The following is a 14,643-nucleotide window of genomic DNA, read 5'->3' on the forward strand; positions in this document are numbered from 1 at the left end:
CGGCCTCGGCGCGAGAGCGGCCCCTGACCGACGCGGGTGCGTCGGTCAGGGGCCGTTCTGCGGATCGGAGGCGGCCGGCGGGTCAGCCGAACGTGATGCCCCACTCCAGCGTCCACGTCTCGCCCTGGGCCAGCCGGCGCAGGCCGCGGCCGCTGTTGAAGGCGTCCGCCGGGGCGGTCATCGGCTCGATCGCGACCGCGAGCGGCGTGCCCGGATAGTTCCTGGCCGTGTACACCTGGGCGACGTCGAAGCCCTCGCCCTGCCACAGCGTGACCGTGCGGCCGTCCGGCGCGGTGAGGGTGTGCCGCACCCGGCCGTCGGCGTCGCGGTCGAGGTCGGTGAAGCCGGTGTCGAGCGTCGCGTCGCCGAGGCGCAGCCCCGCACGCAGCGCCGGATCCGCGGGGCGGGTGCCCACCGGGAGCAGACGCTCGTCGGTCTCGAACGCGGTCTGCGCGGGAACCCGCAGCACCAGCTCGTGCGGGTCGACGTCGCCGATCGTGACGAACGGGTGCGTGCCGACGGCCACCGGCGCGGCCGCTTCCGACCAGTTCGTGATCGTGTGCGTGACCTCGATCCCGTCGGCCGTGAGCACGTAGGCCACCGAGGTCTCGAGCAGGTACGGGTAGCCCGTCTGCGGGAACACCGTGGCGCGCAGCGTGGCGGCGGCCTCGGTCTGCTCCACCTCGTAGGGCGCGAAGCGCAGGAGTCCGTGGCTGGCGTTGCCCGTCTTCGGCTCGGACACCGTGAGCTGCCGCACCGTGCCCTGGTCGTCCCAGCGGCCGTCGCGCACGCGGTTGGGCCAGGGCACCAGCACCACGCCGGAGCACGAGGGCGTCGGAAGGTCGAGGGGGTACGGGGGCACGAGGTCGACGTCGCCGATGCGCAGCGAGCGCAGAGACGCGCCGACCTGGGCGATCTGGGCGGTCACCTCGCCGAGGGCGAGCTGCACCTGGAGGCCGGTGGGGGAGGCGGGGGTCACCCCGTCATCGTAGTGGGGTGCGGGTCGCTCCCAGGGTCCGCCGGTACACTGGCATGGTCGGCTTCGGACACCCGCGCAGGGCGCGGACGTTTTTCAGTGTGTGAAGTGTGAGTCCAGGGGCCGATGGTGAACGTCGATCGACGTGAATCAACCATCACAGGAATGGCCCCGGCCGCAGATCGTCCGGACTCCGCATCCGTCGGAGTGCTCGCGCGTGCGCGCAGCGCTGTTCTCGTGCGAGAACGCAGAAGGACACCCCGAATGCCCAAGAACAAGAAGCCCCGCGGCGGTCGCGCCGCCGCGAACTTCGAGCCGCGCTACGGCGCCAAGAAGACCTCGTTCCACGAGCGTCACCGCACCGCCCCCGCCCGCGACGGCGCTCGCGACGAGCGCAGCACCCGGGCCGACGCGGGCGACCGCCGCTCGACCGCGGGCTACGACCGCCGCCCGGGCAGCCGCAGCCCCGGCCACCGCGGCTACCGCCCGGAGGAGGCCGAGTCCGGTGCTCCCAAGCGCCGCTGGACCTCGCAGGAGCGCGCGGGTCGCGACGAAGCCCGCGGCATCCGCAACCGCGCCGAGTCGGGACGCCGTGAGGCCCCGCACCACCGCGACGACCGCGGCGCACAGCGCCCCACCGGTCCCGGCACCTACCGCGACGACCGTCCGCGCCGTGACGACCGCGGGGCCGGGCGGTTCGACGACCGCCGCAACGACCGCGGGGCACAGCAGCGCCAGGGCTTCCGCGACAACGACCACCGTGACGGCGGACGGCCGCGGTTCGACGACCGCCGCACCGAGCGTCCGCGGTTCGACCGCGACGACCGGCCGCGCCGCGACGACCGCGGGGCCGGGCGCTTCGACGACCGCCGTGACGACCGCGGCGGACAGCAGCGCCAGGGCTTCCGCGACGACCGGCCGCGCCGCGACGACCGCGACGACCGCGGCCGCGTGAACGACCGCGGCACCTCGCGTCCCGAGCGCTCGTACGACGCCGACCGTGCCCGCCGCGCCTTCGACCGCGACCGCACGCAGCGCTCGTTCGACGGCGAGCGGGAGCGCCCCCGCGCGTCGACCGGTGGCGCCTACCGCACCGAGCGTCCGCGTCGCGAGGAGCGCCCCACGCGCAGCGACTGGAACGCCAAGCCCAAGGACGCGTTCACGCCGGGCGACGACGTGGTGCACGAGCGCTTGGAGGCGCAGGCCGTGCAGGCCGTCGAGGTCGAGGGTGTCACCTTCGCCGACCTCGGCCTGGGGTCCAACATCACCGAGACGTTGAACAACCTCGGCGCCCAGACGCCGTTCCCGATCCAGGCCGCCAGCATCCCCGCCGTGCTCGAGGGGCGCGACGTGCTCGCCCGCGGCCGCACCGGCTCGGGCAAGACCATCGCCTTCGGCGCGCCGCTCGTCGAGCGCGTGCTGCAGTCGCAGGCCGGCAAGCGCCGCGAGTTCGGCCGTGCCCCGCGCGCCATCATCCTCGCGCCGACACGCGAGCTGGCGTTGCAGATCGACCGCACCATCCAGCCGATCGCCCGCAGCGTGGGACTGTTCACCACGCAGATCTACGGCGGCGTGCCGCAGGGCCGTCAGGTGGGCGCGCTCAAGAAGGGCGTCGACATCGTGATCGGCACGCCCGGACGCGTCGAAGACCTGATGAACCAGGGCAAGCTCGATCTGTCCGACTGCCGCATCGCGGTGCTCGACGAGGCCGACCACATGTGCGAGCTCGGGTTCGTCGAGCCGGTGCAGCGCATTCTCCGCCGCACCGCCGACGGCAGCCAGAAGCTGCTGTTCTCCGCGACGCTCGACCGGGAGGTCGCCGCGCTCGTCGACGAGTTCCTGGTGGAGCCGGCCGTGTTCGAGGTGGCCGGAGAAGACCAGGAGTCGAGCACGATCGAGCACCGGGTGCTCGTGATCGAGCACCGCGACAAGGCGGACATCCTCACGTCGCTCGTCGACCGCGAGGGGAAGACGCTCGTGTTCGCCCGCACCCGCGCCTACGCCGAGATGCTCGCGGAGCAGTTCGACGACGCGGGCATCCCCGCGGTGTCGCTGCACGGCGACCTGAACCAGGCCAAGCGCACGCGCAACCTGGAGAAGCTCACCTCGGGTCGCGTGAACGTGCTCGTGGCGACCGACGTCGCGGCGCGCGGCATCCACGTCGACGACATCGACCTGGTCGTGCAGGCCGACGCCCCGGACGAGTACAAGACGTATCTGCACCGTTCGGGTCGCACGGGTCGCGCCGGTCGCTCCGGCCGCGTCGTCACGCTCATCACGCGTCAGCGCCAGCGCCGCATGACCGAGCTGCTGGACCGCGCCGAGATCGAGGCGCCGTTCGAGCAGGCCCGGCTCGACGACGACGTGATCGAGGAGATCGCCGGACGTCTGCCCTCGGCCGCGGAGCTCACCGCCTGAGCCCGGGCGGGATCGGAAGGGCCCCGGAGACGACTGTCTTCGGGGCCCTTCCGTGTGTCGCGCGGGCTGCGGGCGCTCAGCCGAGCTCGTGCTCGTGCACCGCGGTCGTCAGGCTCGTGCCGTTGAGGTCGAGGTAGAGCACGCGCTCGGTCACCGTCAGGGTGAGGGTGTTGCGACGCTCCAGGTGCGGCGTGGCGGTGTCGATGAAACCGGGGTCGAAGCTGAACACGCGCACGTCCTCGGCGCGGTGGATGCGCTTGTCCGCCCACGGCGCCATGACCTTCACCGGGTCGCGATGCGTGTACACGACCGTGCGCTCGGCGAGCCGGGTCGCGTGGTGGAGGCGCTCCGCGTCGGGGGCGCCGACCTCCACCCACGCCAGGATCTTCCCGGTGAGGTCGCGCACGAGCACCGCGGGCTCCTCGGTGTCGGAGACGCTGCCGCCGAACGTGACGCCCTCCGCGAACTCGAGCCCGTACGCCAGCACGCGCGTGAGCATGTACGCGTCGGTCTCGGAAGGGTGCCGCGCGACCCGCAGCGAGTAGTCGTCGTAGACCCCGCGATCGGTGTCGGCGAGCTGCACGTCGAACGTGTGGAGGGTGGAACCGATCGCCATGATCACCGAGCCTACGCGGCTCCGCCGTCCGCGCCGGTCGGCCGGGTCAGAACAGCATCGGCTGCGCGGGGGTCGCGGCGGGTCCGGTCGGCGTGAACGACACCGCGCCGCCGGGTGTGTTCGGCTGCACGTGACCCTGACCGGGGCGCATGCCGCGGCGGGGGTAGTCGTCTTCGTGCCGGGCGTCGAGGCCGTACAGGCGGATGAGCGGTCGCACCCGCCGCGCCAGCCACTGCCGGTAGGCCTTGGGAGCTTCGGCCGAGGCGCCAGGGTAGAGGCCGCGGTACGACGACACGAGGTCGGGGCGGTTGCGCTCGAGCCACTCGAAGAACCACGGCTTGACCCCCGGCCGCAGGTGCAGCGCCCCGTAGATGACCGTGCGGGCCCCGGAGTCCTTGATGCGCCGCAGCGCGGTGTCGATCGCCTCCACCGAGTCGGTGAGGTGCGGCAGGATCGGCATCAGGAACACCGTGACGGGGAATCCGGCGTCGGCCAGGGCGCGCACGGTGTCGAGTCGTGCCTGCGTGGTCGGGGCTCCGGGCTCGATGGCCTTCTGCAGCGCATCGTCGTACATCGCGATCGACATCTGCACGTCGACCGGCACCCGCTCGGCCGCCTTCACCAGCAGCGGGATGTCCCGGCGGATCAGCGTGCCCTTGGTGAGGATCGAGATCGGCGTGCCCGACGCGGCGAGTGCCTGGATGATGCCCGGCATGAGCGCGTAGCGGCCCTCCGCACGCTGGTACGGGTCGGTGTTGGTGCCGAGCGCCACGGTCTCGTGGTTCCAGCTGCCGCGCCGCAGCTCGCGCTCCAGCACCTCGACCACGTTGACCTTCACCACGATCTGCGAGTCGAAGTCGGCGCCGCCGTCGAGGTCGAGGTACTCGTGCGTGCCCCGGGCGAAACAGTAGACGCAGGCGTGGGAGCAGCCGCGATACGGGTTGATCGTCCAGGCGAACGGCATGCGCGAGGCGCCGGGCACGTGGTTGAGCGCCGACTTCGACAGCACCTCGTGGAAGGTCATGCCCTCGAACGCCGGGGTCTTCACGGTGCGCAGCACCCCGCTGCGCGCCTCCAGCCCTGGCAGCGCCGCCTCGTCGACGTCGCCCAGCTTCTGCCCCTGCCACCGCATTGCACCATTCGAACAGAAAGACGAACAATCCACAAGCGGAAGTCGCAGAGATTTTCGAATGAGAGAATGAGGCAATGACCGTTCCGCCGCTTGCCCAGCACGCGGCTCGGCGCTCCCCGATCTTCGGTCCCGCGCTGCCTGTGGGGCTCGCCGTCACCGCGCTCGGGGTGCTCTTCTCCCTCGCGGCGACGCCCGTCACGGCGTCGTCGGCGTCGGATGCGCTGCCGCGGCCCGTCGCGGTCGCCCAGGTGCCGGCGGTGCGGGTCGCGGCCACCCCCGCGGCCGACCCGTGCGGCGAGCCTGCCGTGCAGCAGGCCATCGCGAACGGCGACGATGCGGCCACGATCGCGGGCTTCGGCGGTGGTGCGGCGTTCCGGGACGCAGTGGTCGCCGGCAACGCCCCCTGCATCTCGCTGACCGACCCCGCCCGCATCTGGGTGGTCGTGAACAAGAGCCTCCCGCTGAACCCGGCCGACTACGAGCCGGCCGCGCTCGACGCGGTGCCGCTGCAGATGACCACCCCCTCCGGCCTCGTGCGCCCCGATGTCGCCGCCGCGGTGGGGGCCATGGCCGATGCCGCGCAGGCTGCGGGGGTCGGTCGTCTCGGCGCCAACAACGGCTACCGCTCCTACGGGCTGCAGGTCTCCACGTACGACTCGCACGTGCGCGCGCAGGGGCAGGCCGAGGCCGACGCGGGGTCGGCGCGGCCGGGGCACAGCGAGCACCAGACCGGCCTCGCGCTCGACGTGGTGGCATGCACCTCGGGCTGCGGCGGCCTCGACGGCTTCGGTGCGACGAGCCAGAGTGCCTGGGTGGCCGAGCACGCCTGGGAGTACGGGTTCGTCGTGCGCTACGAGAGTGTCGGCACCCCGGTGACCGGCTACGCGCCCGAACCGTGGCACCTGCGGTACGTCGGCGTCGACCTCGCCGCCGCCTACCACGAGGGCGGCTACCACACGCTCGAGGAGTTCTTCGGCCTCCCCGCCGCCCCCGACTACGGCCACTGAGCCCGCCGGCCGACCCCGGTTGAGGCTTCCCACAACCGCGGTACCGAGTGCCAGCATCCGTGGGATGCATTCTCACAACGTCCTTCGCGTCGTCGGCGCCCGCCCATAGAATCACCGGAGCAACGACGCACGACACGTTCGGGAGGACGGCATGGAACGCGACATCTACGAAGAGGACCACGAGGCTTTCCGGGACCTCGTCAAGGATTTCGTCAAGCGCCACGTGACGGGTGAGGCGATCGAGAAGTGGGACGCCGACGGCGAGGTCGACCGCGCCACGATGCGTGCCGCCGGTGAGGCCGGGATCATCGGTCTCTCCGTGCCCGAGGAGTTCGGCGGTGCGGGCATGCTGCAGGACTACCGCTTCCGCGCGATCGTCAACGAAGAGGTCATCGCCGCCGGGGCCGGCTCGCTCGCCGGGGCCTTCGGCATCCAGGACGATCTGGCCGTGCCGTACCTCGTGCACATGGGCACGCAGGAGCAGAAGGAGAAGTGGCTGCCGCGCATGGCCACCGGCGAGGTGATCGGCGCTCTCGCGATGACCGAGCCCGGCGCCGGATCCGACCTGCGCGGCATCAAGACCACCGCCAAGAAGGTCGACGGCGGCTACCTCGTCAACGGGGCGAAGACGTTCATCTCCTCGGGCGCCACGGCCGACCTGGTCGTCACGTTCGTCAAGACCGGCGAGGGCAACCGGCCCGACGCGTTCAGCCTCGTGCTGATCGAAGACGGCATGGAGGGCTTCGAGCACGGCAAGAAGCTCAGCAAGATGGGCTTCCACGGCCACGACACCGCCGAGCTCTCGTTCAGCGACGTGTTCGTGCCGGAGGAGAACCTGATCGGCGGCGTCGAGGGCAAGGGCTTCATCCAGCTGATGATGAACCTCCCGCTCGAGCGCCTGTCGATCGGTGTCGCCGGAGCCGCCGCCGCCCAGGCCGCGCTCGACTGGACGGTCGCCTACACGCGCGACCGCGAAGCGTTCGGCGAACGGATCATCGACTTCCAGAACAGCCGCTTCCAGATCGCCGACATGGCCACCACGGTCGACGCGCTGTGGGCGTACATCGACCGCGCGCTGCTCGCCTACAAGGACGGCAAGCTCTCGGCCGAGGAGGCCGCGAAGGTCAAGTTCTGGGCCACCGAGCGCGAGTGGGAGGTGCTCGATGCCGGGGTGCAGCTGCACGGCGGCTACGGGTACATCACCGAGTACCCGATCGCGCGGGCCTTCCTCGACGCCCGCGTGCACCGCATCTACGGCGGGACGAATGAGATCATGCGCGAGATCGTCGGACGGCAGATCGCCGGTAAGCGCTGAGTCGCGCCCGCGCCGCCGGGCGCGGGATCGGAAACGCACCCCTGGAGCTCTCCGGGGGTGCGTTTCCGCGTGTCGGCCGGGTGCAGCGCCGGTGGTACCCGCGGTGGCACCGCAGTAGGATGGCCGGGTGAGCACCGCGAAGATCAGCCTGAGCCTGCCAGACGGCGACCTGGCGTTCCTCGACGCGCAGACGCTCGAGGGGCGCTACCCGTCGCGGTCGGCGGCGATCCAGGACGCGGTGCGGCTCCTCCGCGAGAGCCGCCTCGCCGACGCCTACGCCGAGGCCTATGGCGAGGGCTACGACGAGGAGTGGGACTCCGCGGTCGACGACGGCCTGGCCTCCGCGTGAGCGACACCGCGATCGCGCTGCTCCGCCGTGGACAGATCGTGCTCGCCTCGTTCGACTCGGGGGTCGGCTCGGAGGCGCGGAAGACGCGTCCGGCGGTCGTGGTGAGCAACAACACCGCCAACGCGGTGGCGATCCGCCACGCGGGTGCCACCGTCACGGTCGTGCCGCTCACGACGGCCACCGATCGCGTGTGGCCGTTCCAGGTGCTGCTTCCCGCTGCGGCGACCGGCCTGGACCGGGACAGCAAGGCGCGGGCCGAGCAGGTGCGCACCATCGCGGTGGCCCGGATCGTACGACCGGTGGGCTGGGTGCCCGCAGAGCTGATGGCCGCCCTCGACGAAGCGCTGCGTCTGCACCTCGCGCTCTGACGGGCGTCACCGGGGCGCACTTGTATGGGCGCTGCGGGCCGAGTGCGCGCGCGCGTCCGCAGATGACGCAGCTCCAATGTGTGTGAACGATGAGGAAATCCCTGTTCACACGCACGTAATCGGATGAGCGCAGAAGAGCAGGACGAAGTTCCGACTTGTCTCTTCAGGGGATACATGTGCTCCGGGATGATCGATACATGTCCGGACAGGAGTCGTCCGGCTCGGAGACACAGACGTCTCCGCACCCGCTCACCGAAGAGGCCGGAATGTCCCCGCTCACCCTGCCGCCGCTCGACCGTACGTCGACGGCCCCCATCTGGTTCCAGATCATGCGCGCCGTGGAGGCCGAGATCGCCCAGGGCACATGGGCTCCCGGCGACCGCCTGCCCAGCGAGAACGAGCTGCGCGCCCACTTCGCGGCCTCCCGCACCTCGGTCCGCGATGCGCTGTCGCGGCTCGAGAGCGCCGGGATCATCTCGCGACAGCAGGGCAAGGGGGCCTTCGTCGAACGCGCGCAGGGCCCGTCCGCATGGACGCTGCCCTCCGCCCCCAGCCTGCTCGGCGAGTACAGCGAGGACGGTCGTAGCGCGCTGAGCTCACAGATCCTCCGCGCGGGCATCGAGCCGCTGCCGTCCTGGGCGGCCGCGGTCGTCGGACGCGACTCCGCCGACGGCATGGGCTTCGTGCTGGAGCGCGTGCGCGCGGTCGGAGCCCGCACAGCCGTGCACGTGATCAACTACCTCCCGACCCGGTTCGCCGGGGTGCTGCCCGACCTCCGGGATCCGCGCGCGAGCCTGTACGCCGCGATCACCCGGGTCACCGGCGTGCGCATCGCCCGTATGCACCGCACGATCGAGGCCGTGTCCGCCGACCGCATGCTCGCCGGACTGTTGGAGGTGGAGCCTGGCCACCCGATCGTCGTGGTCGAGGCCGTCGCCTACGACCAGGGCGGTCAGCCCATCGACTTCTCCCGCGCCTCCGTGCGCACCGACCGCCTGCGCGTGAGCGTCGACACCGGGTTCGACGCCGGCGGCATCTCGAACGAGACCGCATCCGGCCGCTACCCCGCCGCACTCCGCTGACCCCGCATCCGCCCCACCGACCCCACCGGGAGACCCGCACATGACCGACCACCGCATCCTCGTCATCGGCGACAGCTACATGACCGCCGAGGTGTTCACCCGCGCGTTCGCGCAGCGGGGGATCCCCGTGGACACGGCCACCATGACGATCGCGGAGCCGACGTGGGACGCGTCGACGATCCACGAGTTCGAGGGCGACCCGGCCGAGGTCGCGCGGGTCGCCGAGGGGTACGACGTCGTGGCGTTCCACGCCGCGCCGTTCACCGCCGAGGTGCTCGCCGCCCTCCCCGGGCTGCGGCTGCTCGGCTGCGCACGCGGCGGCCCCGTGAACGTCGACCTCGCCGCGGCCCGCGAGCGCGGCGTGCGCGTGACGACCACGCCCGGCAAGAACGCCGACGCGGTGGCCGACCTCACGATCGGCTTCCTCATCTCGATCGTGCGGAACGTTCCGGCATCGCTGCGCGACGTGGACGAGCGCGTGGCCGAGGGGCGGCCGCTCGCGGAGTCGACCTTCGAGGGCGCACGGTGGTTCGGCCGCGAGGTGAAGGGCCTGCGCCTCGGGCTGATCGGCTACGGCAACGTCGCCCGGCTCGTCGCTGCCAGGGCCAGGGCGCTCGGGGCCACCATCTCCGCATACGACCCCTACGTCGACCCGGCGACCGTGACCGACGCGACCATCGTGTCCGACCTCGATGCACTCCTCTCCGGCAGCGACGTGGTGAGCGTGCACGCGAGGGCCACCGCGGACAACCGGCACCTGATCGGCGCGGCGCAGATCGCCCGCATGCCGCAGGGGTCGTTCCTCATCAACACCGCCCGCGAGTCGCTCGTCGACGAACAGGCGCTGCTCGACGCGCTGCGCAGCGGGCACCTCGCGGGCGTCGCGCTCGACGTGAACGAGCCGGACGGCCCGTGGCGCGAGCTCGTCGCACAGCCGAACCTCATCCTCACGCCGCACCTCGCCGGAGCCACCGCCGAGACCCTGGCCCGCGGCGCCGACATGCTCGCCTCCGAGGTGGCGGCGTTCCTCGCGGGAGGGGAGCTGAGATGGGAGCGCTGACCGACGTCTTCCTCGCGATCGACGCGGGTACCGGTTCCGCGCGCGCCCTCGCGTTCGACATCGAGGGGCGGCTGGTGACGCAGGCCGCCCGTGAGTGGACGCACGTGGCGGTGCCGGGTCACCCCGGCGGCACCGTGTTCGACACCGACGGCGGCTGGACGGCCATCGCGGGCGCGGTGTCCGAGGTGGTCGCGCGGCTGGGGGAGCGCCGGGTGGCTGCGGTCGCCGCGTCGAGCATGCGCGAGGGCTTCGTGCTGTCCGACGCCGACGGCCGTGAGCTGTGGGCCTGCCCCAACACCGACGGTCGTGCCCGCGCCGAGGCCGAGGAGCTGGTGGCCGAGGGCGTCGCCGCCGAGGTGTACCGCACGGCGGGCGACTGGGTGTCGATCACGGCACCCGCGCGACTGCGGTGGATCGCCCGTCACCAGCCCGACGTGCTCGCCGCCGCCCGCCACCTCGGGATGCTCAGCGACTGGGTCACCACGAAGCTCACCGGGGTGTTCGTGACCGAGCCGACGAGCGGCTCCAGCTCCGCCCTGTTCGACCTCCGCGCCAGGGACTGGTCGGACGAGCTCGCCGGGCTCGTCGGCATCGACCGTCGCATCCTGCCGCCCGTGGTGGAATGCGGCGAGGTGGTGGGTGCCGTGACCGCGGAGGCCTCGGCGGCCACCGGCCTTCCCGCCGGAACGCCCGTGGTCGCGGGCGGCGCGGACACCCAGCTCGCGCTGCACGGGATCGCGGCGCACGAGGGTCTGCCGACGATCGTCGCCGGAACCTTCTGGCAGACCACGGCCGTGACCGGCGAGCCGCTGATCGACCCGGAGCGTCGCCTGCGCACGCTGTGCCACGTCGACCCCGGCACCTGGATGGTGGAGGGCATCGGCTTCCTCTCGGGCCTCGCGATGCGGTGGTTCCGCGACGCGATGTGCCCCGACGCGGCCGAGCTCGGTCGCGCGGCAGGCACCTCCGCGTTCACCGTGATGGAGCAGTGGGCCGCTGAGATCCCCGCCGGCGCGAACGGCGTCGTGGCGACCATGGCGAACGTGATGCAGGCCGACGCGTGGCATCACGCCGTCCCGGCCTTCGTGGGGTTCGACATCAACGACGCGGCACGCTCCTCGCGCGGCGCGTTCATCCGGGCGATCGAGGAGTCCGCGGCCATCGTCGCGAGCGCCCACCTGGAGATCCTGTCCTCGCTCACCGCGGGGCGCGCCGTGGCGGAGGGGGCCGTGACGTTCACCGGTGGCTCCAGCGCCGGTGCCCTGTGGCCGCGCGTGATCGCCGGGGTCACGGGACTCGACACCCGGGTCACGCCCGCACCGGAGGCGACCTCGTACGGTGCCGCCCGACTCGCCGCGCGCGGTGTCGGCGCCCACCTGCCGCCCATGGGCGAGCCGGACCGCGTCGTGCGCGTCGACCCCGACGAGCACGAGCGGTACCGCGCCGTGACCGCGCGCTGGCACCGCGTCTACCGCGACGTGATGTCGATCTCGAACGCCGATCTGCCTCCGCTGTTCACGCCGCCGGGCGCCGCCCGCGGCCCCCTCGACCCTCCCCCCACCCGACTCTCGACCGCCGGTCACGCCGGCTGACGACCACGACGACCCCTCGACACCACAAGGAGACACACACCATGGCAGACCTCGAAGGCAACGCCGCCGCCAAGAAGTTCCATGCCGGAACCCCGGCCGTGCGGTTCACGCAGAACATCCGCGGCGCGGCGAACCTCGACTGGGGCATGCAGAACCGCCTGTCCCGCATCCTCGACCCCGAGACCGGTCGCACGGTCATGCTGGCGTTCGACCACGGCTACTTCCAGGGGCCCACGTCGGGCCTGGAGCGCATCGACCTGAACATCGCGCCGCTCGCCGCGCACGCCGACGCGCTCATGGGCACCCGCGGGGCGCTGCGCACCTCCATCCCGCCCGCCACCCGCGCGGGACTCGTGCTGCGCGCCTCGGGCGGCCCCTCGATCCTGAAGGACCTGTCCGACGAGTACACCGCGATGGCCATGCAGGACGCGGTGCGGATCAACGCCGACGCCGTGGCCGTGCAGGTGTTCGTCGGCGGCGAGCACGAGAGCCGCAGCATCCGCAACCTCACCACGCTCGTCGACCAGGGCTACGACGCGGGCATCCCGGTGCTCGGTGTGACCGCGGTGGGCAAGGAGCTCGTGCGCGACGCCCGGTACCTCGGCCTCGCGACCCGCATCATCGCGGAGCTCGGCGCCCAGCTCGTCAAGACGTACTACTGCGAGGAGGGCTTCGAGGACGTGGTGGCGGGCTGCCCGGTGCCGGTCATCATGGCCGGGGGCAAGAAGCTGCCCGAGCTGGACGCCCTCACGATGGCCTCGAACGCCGTGCGCGCGGGGGCTGCCGGTGTCGACATGGGCCGCAACATCTTCCAGAGCGCCGACCCCGCGGCCATGATGCGGGCCGTGCGCGCGGTCGTGCACGACGACCTCGACCCCGCCGACGCCTACGAGCTGTTCCGCGAGGCCACCCAGACGCGGGTGCTCGCATGAGCTCCGACGTGCTGCGCAGCGCCGACGCCGCGCTGCGGTTCGGCGACTGGGGCCCCGGCTACCTGGCGCAGGGCGAGGACGCCGCGTTCGGCGTGGTCGTGCTGCGACCGGGCGACGAGTTCGCCAACCACCTGCACGAGCACCACACGGAGTCGTTCGTCGTGATCGAGGGTCGCGCCGAGATCTGGCTCGACCGCGACACCCGGCGGGTCGTGGCGACCGGCGACGTGCTGCGCGCCCAGCCGCACGAGGAGCACTTCGTGCGCAACCCGTTCGACGAGACCTTCCGCGCCGTCTTCGTGAAGACCCCCTGGGTGGACGGCGACAAGGTCGACCGCCCGTGGACACCGGACGCCCCCGCGGCGTCCTGAACCCGCACCACCGCACCACCCGAGCACGAACCCTCACCCGAACCCGAGTACGACCATCGAAAGGACAGCACCATGAGTGTGCAACGACGCTCCTCATCCTCCGCGCGCCTGACGCGCCGTGCCCTTCCCGTCATCGCCCTGGCCTCCGTCGCCGGTCTCGTCCTCTCCGGCTGCTCCGGCGACGCGGGCGGCGCCGGCGGCGACGGCGGCGACAAGACCCTCAAGGTCCTGATCGCCGCGCCGCAGGAGGGCGCAGGCAAGATCCTCGAGGCCGACTTCGAAGCCGAAACCGGCGTCGAGGTCGAGGTCGAGGTGGTCCCCTACGACCAGATCCAGACCAAGGCGATCCTCGACGCGCAGTCCGGCACGAACAACTACGACGTCATCCAGTACTGGTACACCTCGGTGGGCGCGCTCGCCGACGCCGGTGCTCTCGCCGACATCACCGACTGGGTGGAGTCCGACGAGGACATCGACTCGGGGGACTTCATCGAGGCGATCTTCGGGCCCTACACGCAGTACGAAGGCGCCACGTATGGCCTGCCCATCGACGGCGACACGCACGTGCTCTTCTACAACAAGGCGATCTTCGAGCGGAACGGCGTGGAGGTGCCCACCACGTGGGACGAGTACGTCGAGGTGTCGCAGAAGATCACCGACGCCGAGAAGGCGAACGGCGTGTACGGCAACGCGCTGCTCGGCTCCAAGAGCGCGTTCAACATCGGCTCGACGTTCTTCAACCGCCTGGCCACGATGTCGCCCGACCCGATCGACCCGCAGATGCCGCAGCTCGACACCGAGTATGCGGTGGCTGCGGCGCAGTCGATGCTCGACGCCGCCCCGTCGGCGCTGCCCAGCCCGCTGGAGATCGGGTTCGAGCAGGCGCTGCCGCAGTTCCTGTCCGGCTCGGTCGGCATGATCGAGTTCTGGACCGACCTGGGCGTGTTCGCGCAGGACCCCGAGCAGTCGAAGATCGTGGACGGCTGGGGTGTCGCGCCGCTGCCGGTGGGGCCCGAAGGCAAGGTCTCGGGGGCTCTCAACGCAGGCTGGGCGATGGGCATCAGCCCGAACGCCAGCGACGAGGACCTCGCGAAGCAGTTCGTGGCGTTCGCCTCGTCGAAGGAGACGAACGAGAAGCTCATCACCACGACCGGCTCGGGCGTCGACCCGACCCGCACCTCCACGCTGGAGAGCCCGGAGTACATCGAGTTCGCCCCGGAGGTCTCCGCGGTCGCGGCGCAGGTGCTGCCCAACGCGCAGTCCTGGCCGACGTCCCCGCAGGCGCCCGAGATGATCCAGGCGCTCAGCGACAACCTGGCGCTGATGCTGCAGGGCAGCCTCACCGCCGAAGAGGCGATGCAGCAGACCTGGGACTCCTGGCAGTCCCTGACCGACTGACCGCCGCGTCGAACCCGAAAGGACCGC

14 protein-coding genes are annotated in these 14,643 nt (G+C 71.9%); 11 read left to right on the forward strand and 3 right to left on the reverse strand.

Annotated features, from left to right (window positions below):
• Positions 1-82 precede the first annotated feature (82 nt).
• Positions 83-979: an aldose 1-epimerase family protein gene (locus KE274_RS02345; RefSeq protein WP_211540898.1), complete on the reverse strand. Its 897-nt coding sequence runs from the start codon at positions 977-979 to the stop codon at positions 83-85.
• Between the two features lie 261 nt (positions 980-1,240).
• On the opposite strand from KE274_RS02345, the gene KE274_RS02350 reads away from it, so the two are divergent.
• The gene (locus KE274_RS02350; protein ID WP_211540905.1) at positions 1,241-3,394 is read left to right on the forward strand and encodes a DEAD/DEAH box helicase; all 2,154 of its coding nucleotides are present in this window, start codon (positions 1,241-1,243) and stop codon (positions 3,392-3,394) included.
• Between the two features lie 76 nt (positions 3,395-3,470).
• On the opposite strand, the gene KE274_RS02355 is transcribed toward KE274_RS02350, so the two are convergent.
• Both KE274_RS02355 and KE274_RS02360 read right to left on the reverse strand, forming a co-directional pair.
• Entirely contained in the window at positions 3,471-4,010 is a 540-nt protein-coding gene (locus tag KE274_RS02355; RefSeq protein ID WP_211540908.1) for a YaeQ family protein, read from the reverse strand.
• A gap of 46 nt (positions 4,011-4,056) precedes the next feature.
• A complete protein-coding gene (locus tag KE274_RS02360) occupies positions 4,057-5,142 on the reverse strand; it encodes an Rv2578c family radical SAM protein (RefSeq protein WP_211540911.1) in 1,086 nt (361 codons plus the stop codon).
• Positions 5,143-5,216: 74 nt separating this feature from the next.
• On the opposite strand from KE274_RS02360, the gene KE274_RS02365 reads away from it, so the two are divergent.
• The 10 genes from KE274_RS02365 to KE274_RS02410 all read left to right on the forward strand — a co-directional run bounded on the left by KE274_RS02365 (position 5,217) and on the right by KE274_RS02410 (position 14,616).
• A complete protein-coding gene (locus tag KE274_RS02365) occupies positions 5,217-6,149 on the forward strand; it encodes a M15 family metallopeptidase (RefSeq protein ID WP_211540914.1) in 933 nt (310 codons plus the stop codon).
• A gap of 151 nt (positions 6,150-6,300) precedes the next feature.
• Complete coding sequence (locus KE274_RS02370; protein WP_211540917.1) at positions 6,301-7,464, forward strand: acyl-CoA dehydrogenase family protein; 1,164 nt, start codon at positions 6,301-6,303, stop codon at positions 7,462-7,464.
• A gap of 127 nt (positions 7,465-7,591) precedes the next feature.
• Positions 7,592-7,813 carry a ribbon-helix-helix domain-containing protein gene (locus KE274_RS02375; RefSeq protein WP_211540928.1) on the forward strand — a complete coding sequence of 74 codons (222 nt, stop codon included), beginning with the start codon at positions 7,592-7,594 and terminating at the stop codon, positions 7,811-7,813.
• Positions 7,810-8,181, forward strand: a complete 372-nt coding sequence (locus KE274_RS02380) for a type II toxin-antitoxin system PemK/MazF family toxin (protein ID WP_307872125.1) — start codon at positions 7,810-7,812, stop codon at positions 8,179-8,181. The genes KE274_RS02375 and KE274_RS02380 overlap by 4 nt, the downstream gene beginning before the upstream one ends.
• Before the next feature lie 266 nt (positions 8,182-8,447).
• Complete coding sequence (locus KE274_RS02385; RefSeq protein WP_211540929.1) at positions 8,448-9,263, forward strand: GntR family transcriptional regulator; 816 nt, start codon at positions 8,448-8,450, stop codon at positions 9,261-9,263.
• A gap of 40 nt (positions 9,264-9,303) precedes the next feature.
• Positions 9,304-10,323 carry an NAD(P)-dependent oxidoreductase gene (locus KE274_RS02390; RefSeq protein ID WP_211540931.1) on the forward strand — a complete coding sequence of 340 codons (1,020 nt, stop codon included), beginning with the start codon at positions 9,304-9,306 and terminating at the stop codon, positions 10,321-10,323.
• Positions 10,311-11,915 carry an FGGY family carbohydrate kinase gene (locus KE274_RS02395; protein WP_211540933.1) on the forward strand — a complete coding sequence of 535 codons (1,605 nt, stop codon included), beginning with the start codon at positions 10,311-10,313 and terminating at the stop codon, positions 11,913-11,915. Before KE274_RS02390 ends, KE274_RS02395 begins: the two co-directional genes overlap by 13 nt.
• A 41-nt stretch (positions 11,916-11,956) precedes the next feature.
• Positions 11,957-12,847, forward strand: coding sequence for a 3-hydroxy-5-phosphonooxypentane-2,4-dione thiolase (gene lsrF, locus KE274_RS02400; protein WP_211540935.1), 891 nt, complete (start codon positions 11,957-11,959; stop codon positions 12,845-12,847).
• Positions 12,844-13,218 (forward strand): cupin domain-containing protein, encoded by a 375-nt coding sequence (locus KE274_RS02405; protein ID WP_211540937.1) that lies wholly within the window; start codon positions 12,844-12,846, stop codon positions 13,216-13,218. The genes lsrF and KE274_RS02405 overlap by 4 nt, the downstream gene beginning before the upstream one ends.
• A gap of 72 nt (positions 13,219-13,290) precedes the next feature.
• Positions 13,291-14,616: an ABC transporter substrate-binding protein gene (locus KE274_RS02410; RefSeq protein WP_211540939.1), complete on the forward strand. Its 1,326-nt coding sequence runs from the start codon at positions 13,291-13,293 to the stop codon at positions 14,614-14,616.
• Positions 14,617-14,643: the final 27 nt, after the last annotated feature.

The sequence above is a fragment of the Microbacterium paraoxydans genome (assembly GCF_018224615.1).
Classification (GTDB): Bacteria; Actinomycetota; Actinomycetes; order Actinomycetales; family Microbacteriaceae; genus Microbacterium; species Microbacterium paraoxydans_B.